The following is a 22,302-nucleotide window of genomic DNA, read 5'->3' as shown; positions in this document are numbered from 1 at the left end:
AAACCTGTAGGAGTGAGCCTGCTCGCGATAGCGGTTTGTCAGTCACCAACATAGTTGACTGGTCCGCCGCCATCGCGAGCAGGCTCACTCCTACAGGGTGTTATGTGTTGGCCAGCAGGCGTTGGTCGACTTTCAGGATCGCCTCAACCATCGCCAATGCCGCCGGAGTCATGGAGTAGCCGGCGCGGCTGACGATGCCGTAATGCAGTTGCAGGCCGGGGTCGTTGCGCGGGACGTCGATGAAGTCGAGCAGGCGGATCAGCCCCAGTTCGACCAGCTCGGTCACGGCTTCCAGCGTGGCGATTCCCACCGCATCGGAGTTCATCACCACCCGACGGATCGCGTCGAATTGTGCGCATTCGACGCTGGGGTTGAAGTCCGCTTCACCCTGCACATCGGCGAGGATTTTGCGGATCATCGGCGGAATCCGCGTGCCGACCACGGCGTAATCGAGCAGGGCGCGCAGAGGCAGATCCTCACGTCCGGCCAGCGGATGATCGATACGACAGAAAAACCGCCCCTGACGCGGGCGCAGCAGTTGCACCTGATACTGCGGATCACCGGTGAAGTAGCGCGCATCGGCCACCAGAAATTCAATCTGCTGCTCACGCAACCACAGCGCCAGTTGTTCCCAGTCACCAAGATGGAATCGGGTACGAATCGCCGGGTGCGCCTGAATAAACTCGGCCAGCGCTTCCGGCACCAGCAGTTGCGCCGGATACGGGCCGCTGCCGAATTGCAATTCGCCACCGGTCAAGCCGTTGTACTGCGTAAGTTCGTTATGCAGCGCCTGACTGCCGGCGAGCAGGCGTCGGGCGTGTTGCAGCACCAGCTCGCCCTGGCCGGTCAGGCGGAACTCGCGGCTGCTGCGTTCGACCAACGCGCAATCCAGGTCACGCTCCAGCGTCTGGATGCTGCGGCTGAACGCCGGTTGGCTGAGATTGATCGCCTCGGCAGCGCGGCCAAAGCTGCGGTAATCGGCGAGGGCCACTAAGTGGCGAAGCTGTCGCAAATCCATCATGCGTCTCCTGCATTCTGCGGATACTTTTAATGCATTTGATCGATATCACGTCGACTGGCATAAGTACACGCCTGTCTTCCAGTAGTCGCCGCCATGTCCACCCCCACATTCGCCTCCAGCGCTTTCACCCGGACGATTCTCAGCCACGCCGAGCAATCCGGTTTGTGCCCGCAAAACCTGCTGGCGCTGGCCGGAATCAGCCCGGCAGCGCTGATCGATCAGGATCGGCAGATCCCTGCGCATCAGGTCGAACAATTGTGGCGTGAATGCGAACAGGCCGGCGCTGCGCCAACCTTCGGCTGTGAGTTGGTGAACAGTCTGGCGACCACCTGCCTGCAAGGCCTGAACATTTTGCTGGATTCGGCACCGACCCTGCGTGCCAGCCTCGAATGCTTCGTCAACTTTGTACCGAGGGTGACCAATTACGTGGTCGCCGAGCTTCAGGAGGTCGGAGAGGTTGCGCACTTGCACCTTCGTCCAGTGCAAGGCCAGCCGCATCATTTCGGCCTCGATGCCGGGACAATCACCTTGGTGCGTAACATTGCCCGACGGCTTGGCAAAAGCCCCGGCGAAGTCTTTGCCAGCGTCAGTTTGTGCCCGCCGCAAGCCGCTGGAGACTGGCTGCGCGGCGTCGGCATCGACGTCGAGGAGGGCGCACATCCACGTCTGACACTGCATCGCTCTAGCCTTGACGAAGTGCTGCTCGGCGCCAATCCGTTTCTGCACCAGAGCATGTTGCGCCATTGGCAGACGGAGGTTTCGCCGGCCAATCGCAGCGACAGTCTGGAGTTGGCGCGGCACTGGCTGACCGCTGGCGATCAGCCGATCGAACGCATCGCCGAGCGCCTCGGTTATCGCCAGCCGAGCAACTTCATCCGCGCGTTCCGCAAGCAGTTCGGCATCACCCCGAAGCAGTTCAGGCTCAATCCGCTGTAAGTACGCTGATGATTGTTTTTTGTCGGTCATCGCTTGTGTGTGCCGGTCGCAGGTTGGGCACCGTGTCAGTGCTGAGCAAACCTGACCGGAGCCCAATAATGATAAAAAAAAGCTCGGTCGCGCCCACAGTCCTCAAGAGACTGAACCGGCGTGGCCACACCCGTACGCAACCCCTGACTCTGGCGATTCTCGCCGCACTGTCGAGCCCCGGCTATGCCACCAGTTTCGATCTCAACGAAGACTGGAGCCTGTCGACCAAAACCACCCTGACGCTGGGTAGCAGTTGGTCGACGCAAAACCCCGACAAAAGCCTGATGACCCGCGCCAACGCCTTGCAAGCCCAGGGCGTGCACGCCAACGGCAGCAGCGTCAGCGCCGATGACAACCGGCTGAATTTCGAGAAGGGCGATCCGATCTCGCAGAACTTCAAGGGCCTCACCGATTTCAGTCTCGACGGCCAGGGCCAGGGCGCGTTCATGCGCTTCAAATACTGGTACGACGCCGCCTATGAAGACGGTAACGGACGCTTCAAGAAATTCGACGATTCGGGCTGGGATGACCTGTCGAAATTCAAGGGCTTCAAGATGCTCGACGCCTATGTCTGGAAGGACTTCCAGATCGACGATCATCCGCTCAACGTCAAGGTCGGCAATCAGGTGTTGTCGTGGGGCGAATCGTTGCTGATCCAGAACGGCATCAACGTGATCAACCCGCTGGATATCTCCGCGTTCAACCGTCCTGGTGTGGAGATCAAGGAAGGGCAGTTGCCGGTGGAAATGGTCTCGTTCAGTTTCGGGATTTCCGACACGCTGAACCTTGAAGGTTTCTATCAGTACAACTGGCGCCCGAGCGTGCTCGATGGTTGCGGCACCTTTTTCGCCAGCAGCGATGCGATCCAGAAAGGTTGCGGGCCGTTGTACCTGAGCCAGGTGCAGACCGATCAGCAGATGCAGGCTGCCGGACTGTATGCGTCGCCAAGGGGCAATGAGTCGCCGTCGGATAACGGCCAGTTCGGTTTCGCCCTGCGCAACATGATCCCGGCCCTCAACGATGCCGAGGCGGCGATCTACTACATCAACTATCACTCGCGGTTGCCGTATTTCACCCTCGACGCGAGGAATGCCTCACTGCCCGGGACCTTCCCCGGTGGCATTCAGGCGCCGACTTATGCGGCGGCGTTTCCGGAAAACATTCACCTTTACGGGATCAGCCTCAACGGTGTCGAGCCGATCAGTGGGATCTCGCTGGCGGGCGAGTTGAGCTATCGACCGAACATGCCGCTGGCGATCAACGCGCCGGACATCAACGTCGCGGTGATTTCCGGCGCGGGCGGCAGTTCGTGGGTCGATCTACCACCGGGCTTCAACACCAATGGCGGCAGCCGCTATGACGGCTGGGTGCGCAAGGGCGTGTGGCAGATGACCGGCTCGGCCACTCAGGCCTTCGACAACATCCTCGGGGCCACCCGTTTGAGTCTGTTCGGCGAGGCCGGGGTGGTGCACATCGACGACCTTGGCGACGAGCGTCTCGGCCGCAACGCCGCGTTCGGTCGCAGTGCGCCAAGCAATGGCACGGCGTGCAACACCGTCGCCTCCGGGATCACCAATCAGTACTGCACCGACAAGGGGTTCGCCACCGATTGGTCGTGGGGTTATCGCCTGCGCGCCAGCCTCGAATACAGCGATGTGCTGCCGGGGATCAACCTGATTCCGGCGGTCAACTGGCGGCACGACGTCTCGGGTTATTCCTACGATCCGCAAGGTCCGTTCCAGGAAGGCCAGCAAGCCCTCGGCCTGAGCCTGACCGGCGTCTACATGAACGATTACAGCGTGGAACTGGCTTACAACGCGTTCTTCGGTTCCAACGATTACAGCACGCTCGACGACCGCGATTTTGCGTCCGTCAGCTTCAAGGCAGACTTCTAAGGAGAACCATCATGCGTATGCAACTGTGTGTGCTCGCGCTGGCTTGCAGCGTCGGTCTGGCTCAGGCCAAAGGTAACGATCCGGCACCGCTGGGCAAAACCCTGACGCCGATGGGCTCGGAAATGGCGGCCAACGCCGATGGCAGTATCCCGGCGTGGAGCGGCGGACTGACGAGCAGCGCCGGCACGGTCGACAGCAAGGGCAGTTACAGCGATCCGTACGCGGCGGAGAAGCCGCTGTTCACTGTCACCGCGAAGAACGTCGAGCAGTATCAGAAGTTTCTCAGCCCCGGCCAGATCGCTTTGTTCAAGCGCTATCCGGACAGCTACAAGATGAACATCTACCCGACGCACCGCAGCGCCAATCTGCCCAAGGACGTGCTCGAGCAGAGCCGCGCCAACGTCGCCAAGACCACGATGGCCGACGGCGGCAACGGTATGCACGACTACGTGCGAGGGATTCCGTTTCCACTGCCGACCGAAGGCCTTGAGGTGATGTGGAACCACATGACCCGCTATCGCGGCGGCAGTTACGAGCGCATCAGCAGTTCGGCACTAGTGCGGGAAAACGGTGCGACCAGCTATGTGCGCAACCAGTCGCTGATCAACTTCGCCGACACCGTGTCGGGCCTCGAACCGAACGCCAATATCTTGTTCCTGTTCAAGAGCCGAGTGCTTGAACCGGCGCGCTTGTCCGGCGAAGCGGTGCTGGTGCATGAGCCGATTGATCAGGTGGCTGAACCGCGTTCGGCCTGGCAGTACCTGCCGGGGCAACGCCGAGTGCGGCGGGCGCCGATGATCGCTTATGACAACAGTGCGCGTTACAGCAACGGTTTGATCACCGCCGACAACATCGACGGCTACAACGGTGCGCCGGATCGCTTCGACTGGAAACTGATCGGCAAGCAGGAGCTGTTCATTCCCTACAACAGCTACAAGATCGGCAGCCACGCGCTGAAGTACGACGAGGTGATCAAGCCGAACCACATCAATCAGGACCTGGCGCGCTACGAGAAGCACCGGGTGTGGGTGGTCGAAGCCACGCTCAAGCCTAACGCCCGGCACATCTACGCCAAGCGCCGGTTCTATGTGGACGAGGACAGCTGGCAGATCGCTCAGTCAGACCAGTACGACAGCCGTGGCGAACTGTGGCGCAGCGGCGAGTTGCACGCGATTCAGCAATACGATCATGGCTTCACCTACAACGTGCTGGAAACCTCGTACGACCTGATCGCCGGACGTTATTACGCCGGTGGCCTGGCCAACGAAGAAACCCAGCCGATGCGCGTCGGATTCGCGGCGAAGACCGATGACTACACCCCGTCGGACCTGCGCCGCTGGGCCAAATAACGCAGTTTTGAGCATCACTGCAGAACCCTGTGGGAGCGGGCTTGCCCGCGAAGGCGGCGTGTCAGGCGACAAGGATGCTGAATGTGCCGTCCTCTTCGCGGGCAAGCCCGCTTCCACAGGTTCTGTGGTGGATGCAAAGTTTTTTATTGCAGGAGAACTGCCATGCGCCACTGGATTTCCGCTATTGCTCTGGGCGTCAGCCTGGGCACCGTACACGCCGCCGACCTCGACCCGACCCAGGCCAAAGCCCTGGCGCAAGAGGCATACGTCTTCGCTTACGCCACTGTCGAACACGACAAAGTGCTGACTGCAATCGCCGCGAAACTGCCGTTCAACCGGCTCTATAGCGAACCGCGACTGCTCGGCCCGCAAGACAACAAAGTGGTCTCGCCAAACAACGACACCTTCTATTCCCGCGCCTTGCTCGATTTGCGCGCGGAGCCGATGGTGCTCGACGTGCCCGCCGTCGATGAACGCTATTACAGCTTCCAGTTGGTCGACCTGCGCACCGACAACCTCGACTACATCGGCACCCGCGCCACCGGCAATCAGGCCGGGCGTTATCTGATCGCCGGGCCGGACTGGAAGGGCGAGGTGCCGTCCGGGTTCAACGGTGTGATCCGCTCGCCAAGTCGCCTGGTGTTTCTGCTCGGCCGTACCGAAGTCAAAGGTGAGAGCGATCAGAAAGAAGCTGCGCGAGTCTTGATGGGCTACGCCTTGCAACCGCTGTCACGAGTAATCAACAGTCCGGCCCCGGTCGCGCTGCCAGCGCTGCAACTGCCGGCCTATCTGGATACCAAACAGGGTTCGGCGCAGGCGCTGTTCAGCACCTTCAATGCCTTGGCGCCGCTGCATCAGTGGACAGCCAGCGAACAGGAGAAACTCGCCCGATTCGCCGCCATTGGCGTCAAACCCGGCGCACCATTCGCACCTGCCGAACCTTTGCGTGAGGCGGTTGCGGCGGGTGCCGAGGCCGGGCGCGAACAAGTGCGCGCTGCATCCAGTCATTTATCGGTGGAGCAGGGGGGATGGTTCAAGTCACCGGGTAATCTCGGCAAATACGGCGACGATGACCTGACCCGTGCCGCCGCAGCCTGGCGCTATATCTACGTCAACGATCCGGCCGAAGCGGTGTATCCGTTGGCCCTGCACGATGTCGAAGGGCAAGTGCTCGATGGCCGCCAGGCTTATCGCCTGCATTTCCCGGCCGGGCAATTGCCACCGGTCAACGCGTTCTGGTCGCTGACGCTGTACGACGGCAAGACCCAGTTGCTGGCGAGCAATCCGATCCAGCGCTACGCCCTGGGTGATCGCAGCGCCAACCTGAGTTACGACGCCGATGGTGGTTTGACCCTGCTGTTGCAACCGGACGCACCGGCCCAGGCGCAACAAGGCAACTGGCTGCCGACGCCACAAGGTTCGTTCAACCTGCTTCTGCGCATGTATATGCCGAAAGCGGCAGCGCTGGATGGCAGTTATTCGATGCCGACTATTGCGAGGGTCGAGCCATGAACCTGACGTTCAGTCGCCGCCGGGTATTAGGCGGCATGGGAGTAGTGGGCGGCAGTCTGATGTTTCCGCGCTGGTTGCTGGCGGGCGATGCCGATGAGTTTCAGGCCATTGCGCAGGAGGCGTGGATCTATGCCTACCCGATGCTCATGCACTACCAGACCATGGAAAAGCAGGTGCTCAATCCCGCCGCGCCGGAGTACGTCGGCGGCTTCAATCGCTTCCGTCATTACAGCCAGCTCTACACCCCGGCCAACCGCGAAATCGTCACGCCAAACAACGACACACCGTACTCCTGGGCATGGCTCGATCTGCGCAGCGAACCGCAGGTGTTGAGCGTTCCGGCGGTGGATGCTGATCGATATTACGTGCATCAACTGGTCGATCAATACACGCACAATTTTGGCTACGTCGGTGTGCTCAGCACCGGGCGCGAGGCGGGGGATTATCTGATTGCCGGGCCGCACTGGCAGGGCACCGTGCCGAGCGGCATCAAAGCGGTGCTGCGCAGTGAAACCGAGATCGTCATGATCCTCGGCCGTACCGGTTTGAAAGGCCCGGATGACATGCCGGCAGTACGCGCATTGCAGGCGCAATACCGTTTGCAGGGTTTGCATGAATACACCGCCAGTGCCGCGCCAGCCGCTGCGGCAACGATTGCCTGGCCGACGTGGGATAGCAAGACCGGGTTGGGGCCTGCGTTCATTAGTGTGCTCAATCAGATTCTGGCGTTGTGCCCGACGCAACCAGCAGAGCAGGCGTTGCGTGAGCGGTTTGCGCGAATAGGCATCGTGCCGGGGCAGGCGTTCGAGGTTGCAGCGCTGACGGCTGAACAGCGTCAGTCGCTGATCGCCGGGATTCAACAGGCGCAAGCGCAATTGCAAGCAGCGGTGGGCCAGACCAGGACTACTCTCGGCTTGTTCGGCAATCGTCAAGCGATGCATGGCAATTACCTGAATCGGGCGGTCGCTGCGCTGATGGGGATCTATGGCAACAGTGTCGAGGAGGCGTTTTACACCGGCGCGCGTCTCGACAATCAGGGCCAGCCGTTGCAGGGCGGTCGAAGCTACCGTCTGCGTTTTGCACCGGGGCAATTACCGCCGGCCAGTGAGTTCTGGTCGCTGACGCTGTATGACTTGCCGGATCGGCAGTTGGTGGCTAATGCAATTGACCGGTATCGCTTGAGTAGCCGCGACAAATTGCAGGTGGATGCCGATGGCGGTTTGACGTTGTTGATACAGACGACAGCTCCGCAAGGCGAGCAAAGCAACTGGCTGCCAACACCACAGAGCGGCGTGTTTACCGTGATTCTGCGGCTGTACGGACCGGGGCGTGAGGTGGTTGAACAGAGATGGAAAATGCCGCTGGTCGAGGTGGTTTCGGCGTAGCTCTTACCGCCGCCATCGCCAGCAGGCTGGCTCCCACAGGTTTAGCGTAATCCCTGTGGGAGCCAGCCTGCTGGCGATGAAAGCGACGCGGTTTTCCCGCGTCATCCGTTCAAGGGGTAACGATATTGAACTGCGGCCCAAACGTATCGAGGCTGCCCATCAACTCCCCAAGCTTCTTGCCATTGCCCTGAATCTTGATCAAACCCTTCTGCATCGCTGTCGGGAAATCCAGTTGCTTGAGGCTGATCTTCTCCTGCGTGTCCTTGCTCAGACTCACCCCCGCATCCGCCGCTGGATTGAGACCGGCCCGATGGGTCAGCACGCCGTTGCGCAAGGTCAGGTTGAAGTCCTTGTTCTGATCGTCGAACGTCCAGTTCAGTGTCAGGTCGTGGCCGACAGCCTTGTCACTGTCCAGACGCACCGCCAGATAATCAAAGAACATCTCCGGGCTCATCGCCCGCACCATGTCGATCGACACCGAAGTGCCGGCATGCGCAGGCACACCATTGCGCAGTTCCATGGCGCCGGTCAGGTACATATTGCGCCAGGTGGCGTTTTCGCTTTGATAACCCAACTGCTCCAGCGTCTCGGCCTGGGCCTTGTGCGCATCGGCGTTGTCCGGCTCGGCGAACAGCAGGTTGTTGCCCAGTTGCGCCGCCCAGCGATAGTCGCCGCTGGCCATCGCTGCGCGCATTTTCTCCAGCACCGCCGCGCCGCCGCCCATGGCTTCGACGGTGCGTTTGGCGCTGTCTACCGGTGGCAGCGGGTTGAGGTTGGCCGGGTTGCCGTCATAGAAACCCATGTAACGCTGATACACAGCGCGGCTGTTGAAACTCAACGAACCGTAGTAGCCACGGGTATACCACTTCTGATCGAGGTCGCCGGGCAGCTTCTTCATCGCATCGGCGATTTCCAGTGGCGTCAGGCCCTGGTTCAGCAGGTGCAGGGTGCGGTCGTTGAGGAAGGCGTACATGTCGCGCTGATCGGCGAGGAAGGTGCGGATGCGCTCGCCACCCCACGTCGGCCAGTTGTGCTGAGCGAACAACACATCAACCTTGTTGCCGTAGCGCGCCAGGCTGTCGTCCAGATATTGCGACCAGGCCTTGGCGTCACGCACTTGCGCGCCACGCGGCGTCAGCACGTTGTGCATCATCTGTGTGGCGTTTTCCGCCATGCACAGGGCTTTCAATTCGGGCAGGTACATATTCATTTCAGCCGGCGCTTCGGTGCCCGGCGTCAGTTGAAACTCCACTTGCACACCGGCGATGGTCCGGGTCTCCAGTTCCTTGCTGATCAGGTCGGTGGGCGGGATCAGCGTGATGGTGCCGCCAGTCGGCGTGCTCTTGCCCAGACCGGCGTCGATCTGGCCTTTCTCGCCGCGTGGCAACAGGCTGCCGAACTGGTACTGCGCCCGGCGGCTCATGGCGTTGCCGGCGAACACGTTCTCGCTCATCACGTGTTCCATGAAGCCTGCCGGCGCGAACACCTTGACCTTGCCGGCCTTGACGTCGGCTTCGTCGATCACCCCGCGCACCCCGCCGAAATGGTCGACGTGGGTGTGGCTGTAAATCACCGCGACCACCGGTTTGTGCGGACGATTCTGGTAGTACAGATCCAGCGCAGCCTTGGCGGTTTCGGCCATGGTCAGCGGGTCGATGATGATCAGCCCGTCGTCGCCTTCGATGATGGTCATGTTGGCTAGATCGAGGCCGCGCACTTGATACAGCTTCGGGCTGACTTCGAACAGACCGGCATGCGCGCTGAGCTGGGCGAGTCGCCACAGACTCGGGTTGACCGAATCCGGAGACTTATCGTTGGCGAGGAAATCGTAGGCCTGCACGTCCCAGATGACGTTGCCGGCCGCGTCCTTGATCTGACCCTTGAACGGCGCGATCAGGCCTTTGCTGACGGACTCGAAATCGGTGCGGTCGGTGAACGGCAGTTGCTTCAGTACTGCGCTGTTATTGGCGGAAGTTTGCGCGCTGGGGGCGACCGGTGCGTCGGCGGCGATGACCGCCTGACTCAGACATGCAGTGATCAGGCAGGCCAGCAGGCCGCGAGGGCTCAAAATGAAACTGGGCATGGTGTCTCCGGTTTTTATCGTTATGGGTGGGACCAGTCTCGGAGGGTAGGGCGGCGTTCGGATCGGGCGATGATCGTCAACGGACAAAATTCATTCAGGGCCGCTATCCTTGGCTCACGTTCATTGATCAGGTTTGCCCATGCTTGAGGTTCGCAGCGTCTTCAAAAGCTACGCCACTCCCCAAGGCCCGTTGCCGGTGCTGCAAGGCGTCGATCTGACGCTGGCCCCCGGCAGCAGCCTGGCGCTGATGGGCGAATCGGGCAGTGGCAAAAGCACGTTGCTGCACCTGATCGCCGGGCTGGACAAGGTCGATCGCGGCAGCATTCACAGTGGCGAACATCGGCTGGAGCAGATGAACGAAGGGCAACTGGCGAACTGGCGGCGCACGGAAATCGGTCTGGTGTTTCAGCAGTTCAACCTGATCGGCAGCCTGCGCGTCGAGGACAATCTGGCGTTTCAGGCACGGCTGGCGGGGCGGCATGATGCGCGATGGTTGCGGCATCTGGTGCAGCGTCTGGGGCTGAGCGAATTGCTCAATCGTTATCCCGAGCAACTTTCAGGCGGCCAGCAACAACGGGTTGCGCTGGGTCGGGCGCTGGCCTCGCAACCGAAATTACTGTTGGCCGACGAACCCACCGGCAGCCTCGATGAAGCCACCAGCGATGAAGTGCTGCGCCTGTTGCTGGAACTGCTCGACGACACCCCGACGACACTGCTGATGGTAACGCACAGTCCGCGAGTCGCCGCGCGACTTGCAGAACGGGTGGTGTTGTCGAGCGGGCGGCTGACGTGATCGTTTTCTGGCAAACCCTGATCGCGCTGTTCAGCCATTGGCGGCGCCACCCGGTGCAGTTTTTCAGTGTGCTGACCGGGCTGTGGCTGGCCACCAGTTTGCTGACCGGGGTCGAGGCCCTGAACAGTCAGGCGCGCGACAGTTACGCCCGGGCCAGTCAGTTGATCGGCGGCGAACCGCAGGCCAGCCTCGGTTCGCCGAGCGGCGCGACATTCACGCAGCAGTGGTTCATTGATTTGCGCCGTCAGGGCTGGCCGGTATCACCGTTGTTGCAGGGCCGACTGATTCTCAAGGATCACGAAAACCAGCGTTTGCAACTGATGGGCATCGAGCCGGTGTCATTGCCCGCCGACTCTGCCGTGGCCGGGCAAACGCTGCCAATCGAGCGAGTGGTTGAATTCTTCTCGCCACCGGGCAGCACCTGGATTTCCCCCGAGACCCTGCAAGCGCTGAACCTGCAACAAGGCGCCACGCCGCTGGCCGCGAATGGTTTGGCCTTACCGCCGCTGGTGGCGCAAAAGGACATGGCGCCGGGCGTGTTGCTGGTGGACATCGGTGTCGCGCAAACCCTGCTTGAACAGCCCGGGCAACTCTCGCGGCTGTTGCTGCCCAAGGACTTTCACCGCGAATTGCCGGACGCGCTCAGAGGGCAGTTGCAGCTCAAGAGTGGTGCCGAAGAAAACAATCTGGCGCGGCTGACCGAGAGCTTTCATCTCAATCTCGACGCTCTCGGATTTCTCTCGTTCGTGGTCGGGCTGTTCATCGTCCACGCGGCGATTGGTCTGGCGCTGGAGCAACGCCGTGGTCTGCTGCGTACGCTACGCGCCTGCGGTGTCAGCGCGCGAATGTTGATCGCTTGTCTGATCGTCGAACTCGGCGCGCTGGCGTTGGTTGGCGGACTGTTTGGTGTGCTCAGCGGTTACTGGCTGGCGAGTGTGTTACTGCCGGATGTCGCCGCCAGTCTGCGTGGTTTGTATGGCGCGGAAGTGGCGGGGCAGCTGCGTTTGAGTCCGTGGTGGTGGTTTAGCGGCATCGGCCTGAGCCTGTTCGGCGCTTTACTGGCCGGCGCCACCAGTCTGTTGCGGGCGGCGCGTTTGCCGTTACTCGCAGTGGCTGATCCACAGGCCTGGCATCAGCAATTTGCGCACTGGTTGCGTCGTCAGGGCTGGCTGGCCGCTGCGTTGGCGGTGATTGCCTTGGCGGCGTGGGTGTTCGGCGACAGTCTGGCCAGCGGTTTTGTGTTGATGGCCGGGTTGTTGCTCGGCGCCGCGTTGGCGCTGCCGGTGCTGCTCAGCGCGGTGCTGAATCAATTGCTCGGGCGCAGCCGCTCGGTGCTTGGCCAATGGTTTCTGGCGGACTGTCGCCAGCAACTGCCTGCGTTGAGCCTGGCCCTGATGGCGCTGTTGCTGGCGCTGGCCGCCAACATCGGTGCGGGCAGCATGACCGCCGGGTTTCGCCAGACCTTCAATGACTGGCTCGAACAGCGCCTGAGTGCCGAGTTGTACCTCAATCCGAGTAATCCGGCGCAGGCGCGCGAAATGTACAGCTGGCTCAAGCAGCAGCTGAACGTGACGGCGGTGCTGCCCAACTGGCAGGTAGCGGTGACGTTGCAGGGCTGGCCGGCGGATGTGTTCGGGGTGATCGATCATTCGTACTATCGCCAGCACTGGCCGCTGCTCGATGCGAGTGGCGGCGATCCGTGGGCTCATCTGGCAGCGGATGACGCGGTGATGCTCAGCGAACAACTCGCCCGGCGCCTGAAGGTGCAGGCCGGCGATCACCTGACAATCCCCACGCCGAGCGGCCCGTGGACGCCGCGCATCGTCGGTATCTACGCCGATTACGGCAATCCCAAGGGCCATGTGCTGGTCAACAGCAATCATCTGCTGCGAGTCTGGCCGCAACTGACCCCGAACCGTTTTAACCTGCGCATCGATCCGCAGAATATCCCGCCGCTGCTGAACGCATTGCAGGCACGTTTTCAGCTTGATGACAGTCGTATCGTCGATCAGACGCGGCTCAAGGGCTGGTCGGTTCAAGTGTTCGAGCGCACGTTTGCCGCGACGGCAGCGCTGAACAGCCTGACGCTTGGCGTGGCCGGTGTGGCGTTGTTCATCAGTCTGCTGACCCAGAGTCAGAGCCGTCTCGGTCAACTCGCACCGCTGTGGGCATTGGGGGTGACGCGACGTCAGTTGATGTTGCTGAACCTCGGCCAGACCTGGTTGTTGGCGGTGCTGACCTTGGTGTTGGCGTTGCCGCTGGGGATCGCGCTGGCGTGGTGTCTGGACACGGTGATCAATGTGCAGGCGTTCGGCTGGCGTCTGCCATTGCGGGTGTTTCCGTGGCAGGTGTTGCAACTGCTCGGTCTGTCGCTGTTGGCGACGTTACTCGCATCGGCGTGGCCGCTGTATTCGCTGTACCGCACGCAACCGGCGGATTTGCTGAGGACGTTTGCCCATGAGGATTAACCTCGTTGTGGTGCTGCTGGTGATCTTGCTCAGCGCTTGCGATCAGTCTGCGCCGCAGCAGAAGGGTTTCGCCGGTCTGGGCAATCAGGCGCAATCGTTCACGCCGGTGGTGCCGGGGCGGGTGTTCAGCTTCCCGGCGGATCACGGCGCGCACGATGGTTTCCGCATCGAATGGTGGTACGTCACCGCCAATCTCAAGGATCAACAGGGCAACGATTTCGGTGTGCAATGGACACTGTTTCGCAGCGCCCTCAAAGCGGTGCCGGAGCAAGCGGGTTGGGGCAATCAGACCATCTGGCTTGGCCATGCGGCAGTGACTTCGGCCAGCGTCCATCACGCTGCCGAGCGTTATGCCCGGGGCGGCGTCGGGCAGGCCGGTGTGCGGCTGGCGCCGTTCGACGCGTGGATCGATGACTGGCGATTCAGCAGTCAGGCCAGCGACCCGCTGACCGATCTGCAACTGAGTGCCACGGACAAATCCTTCAGCTATCAATTGCACCTGACTTCTAGCCGCCCACTGGTGTTGCAGGGTGACAAAGGTTTCAGCCAGAAATCCGAGCAGGGCCAGGCCTCGTATTACTACAGTCAGCCGTTTTTTCAGGCCAACGGCACCTTGCAGATCGACGGCCAGACCTACACCGTCAGCGGCCCGGCCTGGCTCGACCGCGAATGGAGCAGTCAGCCGTTGACCGCCAACCAGACCGGCTGGGACTGGTTCTCCCTGCATCTGGACAGCGGCGCGCATCTGATGCTCTATCGCATGCGCCAGAAGGACGGTGCGCCGTACCTGACAGGCACATGGATCAACGCCGATGGCCAGACCGAAACGTTGCACGCCGAACAGATCAAACTCGTGCCGCAGGATGAAACCACGGTCGCCGGGCGCAAGATACCGGTGCGCTGGTCGATCAGCATTGCCGACAAACACCTCGACATCAGCCTTTCAGCGCTGAATCCGAATGCCTGGATGAACCTGCGCATTCCCTACTGGGAAGGCCCGGTACGCATCAGCGGCAGCCAAGGCGGGCGGGGCTATCTGGAGATGACCGGCTACTGAGCCCCCCACAAACCCCTGTAGGAGCTGCCGAAGGCTGCGATCTTTTGATCTTGTTTTATAAAAATCAAAAGTTCGCAGCCTCGGATCGTGTTGGAACTCTGCTGCCGTAGTCATCCTCTACCAAGGAACCTTGTCGAGGATTTCTCCATGAGCGACGACCTGCAACCACCCGACCTTGCCTCCTGGCAACGCCTGTTCGATGACGAGACCTACTGGCAGCAATCCCCCGACTCGCATTACCTGGACCTGCAGCGCATCGCCGACGATTTGCTGGGGCAGGGTGCCATCGACCTCGAACAATGGCAGATCCTGCGCGCCAAGGCCGCTGATCTGCACAAGGATTCGCCCGCTGTGAACGTCACCCGCGAACTCGACGACCCTGAAGCCTGAGGAGCATCGCCATGAAACCTGTTTCCACCAACGAACATCCTGACGAGCCACGGCCACCGGGAGAGACCGAGCGCGACAACGACGCGCTGCGCCCCACCGATCCCAAACAACGCAAGAACAGCGGCAAAGGCACCGCCAGTGGTGAATCCACCGCCCAGGACACTGCCGCGCAAGAAACCAAGGCCAAGCCCTGAACAGCGTCTATGCTCAGTGGCACATTCATCGCCGAAGACGCTTTGGCGATGAGTGCTGCCATTTTCATCACAGGGAAAGTACTTATGAAGCTCCACGCACTGGCTCAGGCCATCACCCTCGCTACCGTTCTGTCCGCCACCAGCCTCGCTGCGTTTGCCGCTGATATCCCGCTGTCCGCTGCCATCGAAGCGGATCAAGTCACCACCAAAGTACTGGCTGTCGATGCCGCCAAACACCAGGTCGTGCTCGAAGGCGCCGAAGGCCGTCAGGTGCACGTCCAGCTCAGCGACAAGGCGAAAAACCTGCAAAATCTGAAAGTCGGCGACCAGGTCAACGTCGAAGTGCAGCATTCCGTCGCCGCTTACCTCGACACCGATGTGGATAAAGGTCTGCCAGGCTCCACCGAGCGCACTGGCGAATTGCGCAACGCTCCAGGCAGCGAAAACCCGGGCGGCGAAGCTTTCCGTCAGGTACAGGTGCAACTGAAAATCACCAAAATTGATTTGGCGAAAAACCAGGTGACCCTGGAAAACCCGGCTGGCGTATCGAAGACCCTCGACGTCAAGAAGCCTGAAATTCAGGCCAAACTGAAAGATCTTAAAATTGGTCAGAGCGTAGTGGTCACTTACACCGATGTATTAAAAGTGACCAGTCAGCATGAGAGCTGAGTATTAACTCTACAGAATGATTGTTCTTGTACAGCTTGATGTATGAGAACAATCATACTAAGAGGTCGTTCTGTTGATTTTGAAAGTTTGGCGAAAGAATTCTTCGATAAATATCTATTAACTCATTCGTACATAATTTTTATGTTTCCGTATGAGGACATAACCGCCAACTTCTATTAAAATCCTTCCCGTTCGCCCAGTGTCAGGGCTCTTTACCGGTGCATGGATTGCCAGGCCATTACACTGGGCGAACACCTCCGTCGGGAGGATTCACACGTTTTGTATACAAAAAATGGCGACCAAATGGTCGCCATTTTTATTGCGCAGATTTAACTCGCCTATTAATTATTGCTTGCCTGACCGATGCCTTGCTGCGCCTTAAAACGCTTGAGCGTTTCCTGATACATCTTCGTGCGTCGGTGATGTGTTCCATAGCTGCCGGCAGCGGCCACCGTGCCCGACTGGATATGATCCAGGTAGCGGAAAATCGTCCGGTGCGAGAGGAACTTCACGGCAAAGCCGAGGCTGAGCATGCGGTCCTGCAAGGTGTAGCCGGGAACCCGGTCGTCCATGCAGAAGTGCATGCCCTGGGCTTTAATCAGCCGGGAATTCCACAGCGTGCAGAAGCTCTTGAGGTGAGTTTCGCGATACGGTTTCGGCTCTTTGCCGCCCAGCCCGACGATTTTTTTAGCGCGGCGGAAATAGTGTTTGCAGAAGCGCGAACTCAATCGCCATGTATCGCGAAAAAGACCACGATCAAGTTGCTCGACACAACCGACCGCCGCAATATCCGGACTCTTCGTGCATTCACGCATCATTAACTCGAAGATGTTCTTGTCGTAGACAAAAGTATCGGTGTGCAACAGAAACAGATAATCGGTTTCAACCTTTTCCAGAGCCAGATCCAGTGCTTTGCCGTGGGCAATATGACCAGCTTCTTTGCTCGGGGCGGGGCGTTCGATCAGATTGATCCAGTCGAGCGAACGCAAGTAATCGGTGCTTTCATCCGCCGAGTCATTGTCGACAACCCAAACCGGAATGCGATGATCCTTCACATGCTGGCGCAACAGCTCCAGGCACATCTTCGTAATGTCCGGGGTTTTGTAATTTACCAATACAAGACTGAACTCAGCTTGTCGTTTGGCTGGTAAATCAAACTCTCTCATGTTCTGAAGGCTCATCCGCAGATTGAAGGGTGACGGGTGTCTCTGTCTGCGGAGGGTAGCGAGGCAACCTTAGCTGAAGCTTAATTTTCAGGTGGGTGAGCGGATAGATTGTGTCCAGGTGCAACCGAGGTGGCGCGGCAGGAGGGGGCGCGCATCGCCGCTGGTAACAGGCTAAATGCGCGCCATTTTGCGAATCAAGGAAGCCGCCAGCCGGCTGCCGTTCCGCTACCTCAAACACACCTCGAAACTGATCCGCAAACTCGGCGACTCCGACCTCGCCCTGCAACACAACAAAGTCATCAACCTCAAACTCGCGGTCGCCGCCATCGACGGCGTCATCATCGGCCCCGGCGAATACTTCTCCTTCTGCCGCCTCGTCGGCCGGCCAACACGCAAACGCGGCTATGTCGAAGGCATGGAACTGTCCTTCGGCGAAGCCCGACGTGGTGTCGGCGGTGGTATTTGCCAACTGAGCAACCTGATCCACTGGATGGGATGGCCATTCACTCGCCACTGGTGGTAGTCGAACGCTCCAACCACAGCTTCGACCCGTTTCCGGATGAGGGACGCGTGCTGCCGTTTGGGTCCGGTGCGGCGATTTTCTACAACTACATTGATCTGGTGCTGCATAACCCGACGGACCGGAGCTTTCAGCTGAAGTTGAATGTGGGGGAAACGCAGCTGGAAGGGGAATTGTTGTGTGAGCGGGTGCGGGATTTTCGGTATCACGTATTTCAGTTGGGGCATCGGTTTGTACGGGAGCAGGGGCGGGTGTATCGGGAGAATGAGATTTGGCGGGAGGTGAGGGAGAAGGGGCAGGTTGGGGAGTTGGTAAGGCGGGAGAGACTTTATCGGAGTCGGGTGGTGGTTAAGTATGAGGTTGGGGAGGAGGTGATCGAATACAGGTATACCCAACAAGACGTATGTTGTCAATTAGCCTGGTCCTGGAGCACATGTTGGATGCTTCTCCCGATCAATTTCTAAAATAGAGTTCGTCCAGTTGGCGTCTACGTATTGATACATACTCATTCCATACTTTAGGAAAATCCTCATCTTTGGTGAAAGGGAACGTTAGATAAATGTGTTTTCCTATAACACTGATATACTGGCGCACACGTTTGAATGCTGGTTGCTCGTAAAGTGCGATACTCTCGTCGTAGACTTCATGGTAGTGATGGATGCTTACTCGATGGGGAGCGATCATGGCGCATTTAAAATCAATCACCCAGCAGCTATCAACCGCTGTGCAAAAATAACCGTAGTTACCGTCGGTTGATAGATGGATACAGGCATTGGCGCGAGTTCCGTCGTCATCATTTACCAATATAATCTGATCTGTAAAATATTGGATTGTTTTGTTGTCGGGGCCTTGTAAAAGTAAACCCCAGCCTTCAGCCCCCATGCGGAACTCACCATTATTTTCGAATGTGGCAGTCCAACCATTTGAAAGAGTGACTACATGTTTATTCATGGTGTTTACCTTTTAGCTGTGTGACATAAAACACGTCGAGGTTCAAGCACTTTCGTGTTTTCGTGTTTTCGTGTTTTCGTGTTTTCGTGTTTTCGTGTTTTCTTGTTTTCGAATCTCTGCAGCAGCAGCGAAAAAAATATATCTATCCGCTTCTTTATGCGGTTAATGGTAAAGCCCGGCGGAAGAGTCCAAAACATTAAGCAGCTCATTTGAAGGAACCAAGTATTGGCTTAGATTGTTCATGTCCAAATTCGCCTCGTCCTGATCGTCATCAATTTGCAACAAAAGAAGGTCTATGGCTTTCTGTTTAAAGAAATCAAGCAGTTCGCGAATTTCTTTTTCACGTTGAACGTGGTCATTGCCGAACAGCTTGCAGGTATAAAAAATCCCTTTGTCACCCATGGCAAGTTTGTTCTGAGAACCTATTAGTGACATTTTGAAACGCTGGTGTAAAAATTTCGCCGCTTCAACGTCTGTAGTCGGTGATGCCACCGTAATTATTATTTTAGTCATAGTCAAGTTTTCTCAGTGGTTAACGGGTTAAAGCGAATGGTGACTAAATAAATATATTCTATTTTTTACCAGGGTTTTTCGTTGTCATGGATTTGTGGTGAGTAAACTTATTGTTTCTAGTTTGGTGTAGTGTTGTGAGAGCGTAGCTCTACATATTCCTTGAAGAATGAATGGAAGTTATCAGCGATGATTTTGGATAATTTATTTTTGAAAAGATCGTATGTTAGAATTTTTCCGCCGCCACAAGGAGAGCAGTCAATGACCCAGCATACTTCATCGTCCTTAAAATAAATCACAGCCATTGGTTTGGGAAGGCAGAAGTTCGATCGGCAGTAGTGGGTGCTATAGTTTATTGTTCCTCCGGAATCTAAGATCGCATCGTTATTTTCAATTCCACAGATCTCTGAATCTACTGCGCCTCCGCCGCCACATGCCGCCAAGAAGTCCCTGAAGTCTTTAGGGAACTGAAGATCCAAAATGGTTTCGAGCTTTTCGATTTGATCGGCGCTGGATGGGCCATTCCAAAAGGTATCGTTGCTCGAATGTTCTAAGGCTTTTATCAGGTCTTTATATTTATGCATTTTCTTACTGAGGTTTTTGAATGTTAAGTTAAATGCTGCTCAGCCAAATTTCGCACTGTTTTACTTTCTCATTGTCGCTAAAGGTGTGAGAGATCACTTTATCTAGTTCTTTGAATTTGTCAGGTTCGTCTTCTTTGTAAAAAATCATCCATCCATCTCTCCCGTCATTTTCTATCATGAATTTATTCTCGTGTTTTTTCAAACTCAGGGTCCATGAAGAACAAAACTCTGAATGATCCGAAAAGATAACCACTGTAAATCCGTAAATTTTTGCTAATAAGCATAAATCTGATTTGTGCATTCCATTTTTATTGAATTTCGGCATGTTTTTCGAAAACTCCTTTTGAGGCTCCAGAAACGTGAGCGCCTCTTGGATGACCAGTCCAGGTTTTCTGCATCAGCAAGAAAAAAGAGAGTTTTATTTTTTTCACTTTTTATCGATCTCAGCTTCAGAAATTTCATCTGGAAAGGGAGCGGATTTTTTCGTGGAGATTAATTAAATCTACCCGCGTTTCGTTTTTGAAAACCTGGTCAGTTTATGGCTTCCGCTTTTTTTTCTACAAGTCCGGCACCCATTACTAACATTTCAGGCAGCTCTTTTCTGTCTTCCTCAGACGCCTTGCCCAGATGCCTATCACCCTGCCAAAGCTCTTCTGCCACAATTCTTAGATCAAGATTGGATTGAGAAGGCTTTAAATTCTCATGCCCCACTAAGTGCCAGCGTTGTTTTTGGATGGGAACTTTCGACGTGTAAAGTAGAAGCTCAAATGTATCGTGAAGGTTATCAGGCATCTGTTGGGTTTCGATCGAATTTTTATATATTCCAAGCAGGATGGTATTTTTGTATCGCTCTGATACATACAAAACCTTTGCTGGTTTGAAACCTTCGGTGAGAGGTATGAGCACTATGTCGCCAACGGTTGTTTTTTTGGTTTTCAGAAAATAAATTCCCTTTGTCTAATTAGAAAGTGCGATTTCACTGAGAAAGCTAAACAGATTTTCGTATTTGGTTGGTACCCACTCACCGTTTTCATGGTCGAAAAAATACACCTCGGATGAACAGTGGCCTTCTGTGATTTTGAATCCATAATAATCACCGCTGCCATTTTCTGAAAATAAAATATAATTCCCCCGTAGTGTTAGTTCTCTTTTGTTTATATTCAAAAGGCTAAAGTCGCTACTACAGTCTGGGGGGTAAACAATACTGAATGCGAAATATCCTCCTCCATGTCGTGTCACGAATTGAATGTATTCAATGGGAAGAATAACGTTTAGTTCTTTTTGGACGGATGTTATATCGTCTTCGCTTGCAAGCGGGGCTGGGTCTAGCCCAAACCAAACTGGATTAGCTGATTTTTTTCTTCTACGAATTTTTCGAAATGGATGATATTCATTGTTTGGATAACAGAGATCCTACAGGACTGTTTTATTCACGCTTTCTCTTTTTTCAATGGAGAGGCCAGCATTAATCGTACTTTCTATTTGGTCTCTAGGCGACGTAATTTAAAAGTCAAATTTAGCACTTATTATTTTTTCTTTTTTTCTGTTGCGGGCAATTCTTCGTCAGGTCGCAGCCCCATAATAAAGTCTTTAAAGTTTTTAGCAATCAAGAAAGTTGTTTCGTTTTCGTGTTTTGCTTCATGGTACCAGTAGTAAACTTCTCCGGTAGCTTTGCTCAGGCAAAATTGATCGCCACTTTCCGATTCTCCAAAAACATAGAGGTTTTGGTCTATCTGGTTTGCGTATACTTGATTTTTCAGAAAGATATTATTTGAGTCGGAGGCGAGGCCGTAAATTATATCGAGATCAATGTAGTCTTCTTTGTCTCGAACTGGGATTTTGCTTTGGGTTTTAAATTTTGCACCTCGAGTGAAAATGATGGAGCCTTTAAAGTGGCTCAATAATTCGGCAAGGTCTGCTGGGATTTTTAGGTCTTTAGATGTTGTTCTTTTTATGCTTATGTCTATGAAAATCCTTGCTTTGGCACCAAGCGCATCAATTAATTTATTATGTAGCATATTTATTTTTTCCGAAGTATGGTCGATGTATTCGATTTTTGTTTTTATAAGTGTATTTCTAATTTTTTTATTTGATGTTGCTCGAAAACTCCGAAATATATTTAATTTTTGTTTGTTGGTAAATTTGTCGGATGGTAACGTTTTTATATGGGGTGTTATTTAAAGCTGCTCTAAGTCGAATGGGCATCCGTTATTTTTTATTCTGTTCAATTCCTCTTGAAATGAATATTTTGATAGGTTTGCGTTCTTTTTGTCATAGGTTGTTCGCAGTAGTCTGAACAGCATACCTATATTTTTTTTGGTTTTTTCGTCAAGACTCTCAATTAGGTCATAATTTCCCAATGATAGAAATGGGATTTTTTTCTTTAGAATATAATAGGAGCTTATATTTGAAAGTAGTCCGGCCGCATCTGTGTAGGTTTCTTTGAGGAATTTTGCGTACTCTTCAAATATGGTTGTCAGCAAGTTTTGTGCGGCTTTTGCATTTTTTAGTATGCTGCACATCTCTTGCCAATTGCTTATATAAAGATGGTCGCCCCAGTCGGATCCTCTGGCGAAATAAATTCCATTTCCTTTGAAAAAATCAGGGATTTCGTGCTGATTTAAAGCTGTTTCAAATGTTGTTGTCATTATAGCTTTTCCATGTTATTGAATGTTCTAATAACTCTCCGCTGCCATTGTGGGGTAAAGGGAGTAAAAAATTGGATGTATATCTGTTGGATCAACCCCGAAGCTATCAATACTGGAATGTTCTAGGATTTTTTGAAGGCT

The 22,302-nt window shown here is 55.9% G+C and carries 22 protein-coding genes and 1 pseudogene; 12 read left to right on the top strand and 11 right to left on the bottom strand.

Translation table 11 applies throughout. From position 1 onward, the window contains the following. Window positions 1–100 precede the first annotated feature (100 nt). A complete protein-coding gene (locus ACIOZM_RS07830) occupies window positions 101–1,018 on the bottom strand; it encodes a LysR family transcriptional regulator (RefSeq protein ID WP_401211569.1) in 918 nt (305 codons plus the stop codon). 96 nt (window positions 1,019–1,114) lie between these two features. Between ACIOZM_RS07830 and ACIOZM_RS07825 the strand changes: the two genes are divergently transcribed. The 5 genes from ACIOZM_RS07825 to ACIOZM_RS07805 all read left to right on the top strand — a co-directional run bounded on the left by ACIOZM_RS07825 (window position 1,115) and on the right by ACIOZM_RS07805 (window position 8,128). Next, window positions 1,115–1,957, top strand: coding sequence for an AraC family transcriptional regulator ligand-binding domain-containing protein (locus ACIOZM_RS07825; protein ID WP_401211566.1), 843 nt, complete (start codon window positions 1,115–1,117; stop codon window positions 1,955–1,957). A gap of 98 nt (window positions 1,958–2,055) precedes the next feature. Next, a complete protein-coding gene (locus ACIOZM_RS07820) occupies window positions 2,056–3,882 on the top strand; it encodes a DUF1302 domain-containing protein (protein ID WP_401211564.1) in 1,827 nt (608 codons plus the stop codon). A gap of 11 nt (window positions 3,883–3,893) precedes the next feature. Then, the gene (locus ACIOZM_RS07815) at window positions 3,894–5,231 is read left to right on the top strand and encodes a DUF1329 domain-containing protein (protein ID WP_401211561.1); all 1,338 of its coding nucleotides are present in this window, start codon (window positions 3,894–3,896) and stop codon (window positions 5,229–5,231) included. Between the two features lie 162 nt (window positions 5,232–5,393). Next, entirely contained in the window at window positions 5,394–6,743 is a 1,350-nt protein-coding gene (locus tag ACIOZM_RS07810; RefSeq protein ID WP_401211559.1) for a DUF1254 domain-containing protein, read from the top strand. Then, a complete protein-coding gene (locus ACIOZM_RS07805) occupies window positions 6,740–8,128 on the top strand; it encodes a DUF1254 domain-containing protein (RefSeq protein WP_401211556.1) in 1,389 nt (462 codons plus the stop codon). The genes ACIOZM_RS07810 and ACIOZM_RS07805 overlap by 4 nt, the downstream gene beginning before the upstream one ends. A gap of 109 nt (window positions 8,129–8,237) precedes the next feature. Here ACIOZM_RS07805 and ACIOZM_RS07800 read toward each other — a convergent pair whose 3' ends face one another. Further along, complete coding sequence (locus tag ACIOZM_RS07800) at window positions 8,238–10,211, bottom strand: alkyl/aryl-sulfatase (protein WP_401211555.1); 1,974 nt, start codon at window positions 10,209–10,211, stop codon at window positions 8,238–8,240. A gap of 139 nt (window positions 10,212–10,350) precedes the next feature. Between ACIOZM_RS07800 and ACIOZM_RS07795 the strand changes: the two genes are divergently transcribed. The 6 genes from ACIOZM_RS07795 to ACIOZM_RS07770 all read left to right on the top strand — a co-directional run bounded on the left by ACIOZM_RS07795 (window position 10,351) and on the right by ACIOZM_RS07770 (window position 15,782). Further along, complete coding sequence (locus ACIOZM_RS07795) at window positions 10,351–11,004, top strand: ABC transporter ATP-binding protein (protein WP_401211553.1); 654 nt, start codon at window positions 10,351–10,353, stop codon at window positions 11,002–11,004. Then, window positions 11,001–13,472 carry an ABC transporter permease gene (locus ACIOZM_RS07790; protein ID WP_401211550.1) on the top strand — a complete coding sequence of 824 codons (2,472 nt, stop codon included), beginning with the start codon at window positions 11,001–11,003 and terminating at the stop codon, window positions 13,470–13,472. The genes ACIOZM_RS07795 and ACIOZM_RS07790 overlap by 4 nt, the downstream gene beginning before the upstream one ends. Then, complete coding sequence (locus tag ACIOZM_RS07785; protein ID WP_401211547.1) at window positions 13,462–14,529, top strand: lipocalin-like domain-containing protein; 1,068 nt, start codon at window positions 13,462–13,464, stop codon at window positions 14,527–14,529. The genes ACIOZM_RS07790 and ACIOZM_RS07785 overlap by 11 nt, the downstream gene beginning before the upstream one ends. Window positions 14,530–14,676: 147 nt before the next feature. Beyond that, entirely contained in the window at window positions 14,677–14,919 is a 243-nt protein-coding gene (locus tag ACIOZM_RS07780) for a hypothetical protein (protein WP_401211544.1), read from the top strand. Window positions 14,920–14,930: 11 nt separating this feature from the next. Continuing rightward, window positions 14,931–15,113 carry a hypothetical protein gene (locus ACIOZM_RS07775; protein ID WP_401211542.1) on the top strand — a complete coding sequence of 61 codons (183 nt, stop codon included), beginning with the start codon at window positions 14,931–14,933 and terminating at the stop codon, window positions 15,111–15,113. 84 nt (window positions 15,114–15,197) lie between these two features. Continuing rightward, on the top strand, window positions 15,198–15,782 hold the full coding sequence (locus tag ACIOZM_RS07770; RefSeq protein WP_401211540.1) for a hypothetical protein: 585 nt from the start codon (window positions 15,198–15,200) through the stop codon (window positions 15,780–15,782). Between the two features lie 341 nt (window positions 15,783–16,123). Here the strand turns inward: ACIOZM_RS07770 and ACIOZM_RS07765 are convergent, their stop codons facing one another. Next, window positions 16,124–16,948: a glycosyltransferase gene (locus tag ACIOZM_RS07765; RefSeq protein ID WP_401211925.1), complete on the bottom strand. Its 825-nt coding sequence runs from the start codon at window positions 16,946–16,948 to the stop codon at window positions 16,124–16,126. A 208-nt stretch (window positions 16,949–17,156) separates the two neighbouring features. On the opposite strand from ACIOZM_RS07765, the pseudogene ACIOZM_RS07760 reads away from it, so the two are divergent. Next, window positions 17,157–17,845: pseudogene (locus ACIOZM_RS07760) on the top strand (VanW family protein); the annotation flags it as partial. Window positions 17,846–17,921: 76 nt separating this feature from the next. On the opposite strand, the gene ACIOZM_RS07755 reads toward ACIOZM_RS07760, so the two are convergent. From ACIOZM_RS07755 to ACIOZM_RS07720, 8 genes are all read right to left on the bottom strand, one after another. Then, entirely contained in the window at window positions 17,922–18,419 is a 498-nt protein-coding gene (locus tag ACIOZM_RS07755) for a hypothetical protein (RefSeq protein WP_401211537.1), read from the bottom strand. Window positions 18,420–18,581: 162 nt separating this feature from the next. Next, on the bottom strand, window positions 18,582–18,932 hold the full coding sequence (locus tag ACIOZM_RS07750) for a hypothetical protein (protein WP_401211922.1): 351 nt from the start codon (window positions 18,930–18,932) through the stop codon (window positions 18,582–18,584). Window positions 18,933–19,048: 116 nt separating this feature from the next. Further along, entirely contained in the window at window positions 19,049–19,513 is a 465-nt protein-coding gene (locus ACIOZM_RS07745) for an SMI1/KNR4 family protein (RefSeq protein WP_401211534.1), read from the bottom strand. 28 nt (window positions 19,514–19,541) lie between these two features. Then, the gene (locus ACIOZM_RS07740; RefSeq protein WP_401211532.1) at window positions 19,542–19,838 is read right to left on the bottom strand and encodes a hypothetical protein; all 297 of its coding nucleotides are present in this window, start codon (window positions 19,836–19,838) and stop codon (window positions 19,542–19,544) included. Between the two features lie 206 nt (window positions 19,839–20,044). Next, on the bottom strand, window positions 20,045–20,419 hold the full coding sequence (locus ACIOZM_RS07735; RefSeq protein ID WP_401211530.1) for a hypothetical protein: 375 nt from the start codon (window positions 20,417–20,419) through the stop codon (window positions 20,045–20,047). A gap of 51 nt (window positions 20,420–20,470) precedes the next feature. Continuing rightward, the gene (locus ACIOZM_RS07730) at window positions 20,471–20,884 is read right to left on the bottom strand and encodes an SMI1/KNR4 family protein (RefSeq protein WP_401211919.1); all 414 of its coding nucleotides are present in this window, start codon (window positions 20,882–20,884) and stop codon (window positions 20,471–20,473) included. 155 nt (window positions 20,885–21,039) lie between these two features. Beyond that, window positions 21,040–21,531, bottom strand: a complete 492-nt coding sequence (locus ACIOZM_RS07725; protein ID WP_401211527.1) for an SMI1/KNR4 family protein — start codon at window positions 21,529–21,531, stop codon at window positions 21,040–21,042. A gap of 159 nt (window positions 21,532–21,690) precedes the next feature. After that, a complete protein-coding gene (locus tag ACIOZM_RS07720) occupies window positions 21,691–22,161 on the bottom strand; it encodes a hypothetical protein (RefSeq protein ID WP_401211525.1) in 471 nt (156 codons plus the stop codon). Window positions 22,162–22,302 lie beyond the last annotated feature (141 nt).

The sequence above is a fragment of the Pseudomonas sp. NPDC087346 genome (genome assembly GCF_044744235.1).
Classification (GTDB): Bacteria; Pseudomonadota; Gammaproteobacteria; order Pseudomonadales; family Pseudomonadaceae; genus Aquipseudomonas.
Note: the sequence above shows the minus strand (reverse complement) of the source record. Positions and strands in the feature narration are given on the sequence as shown.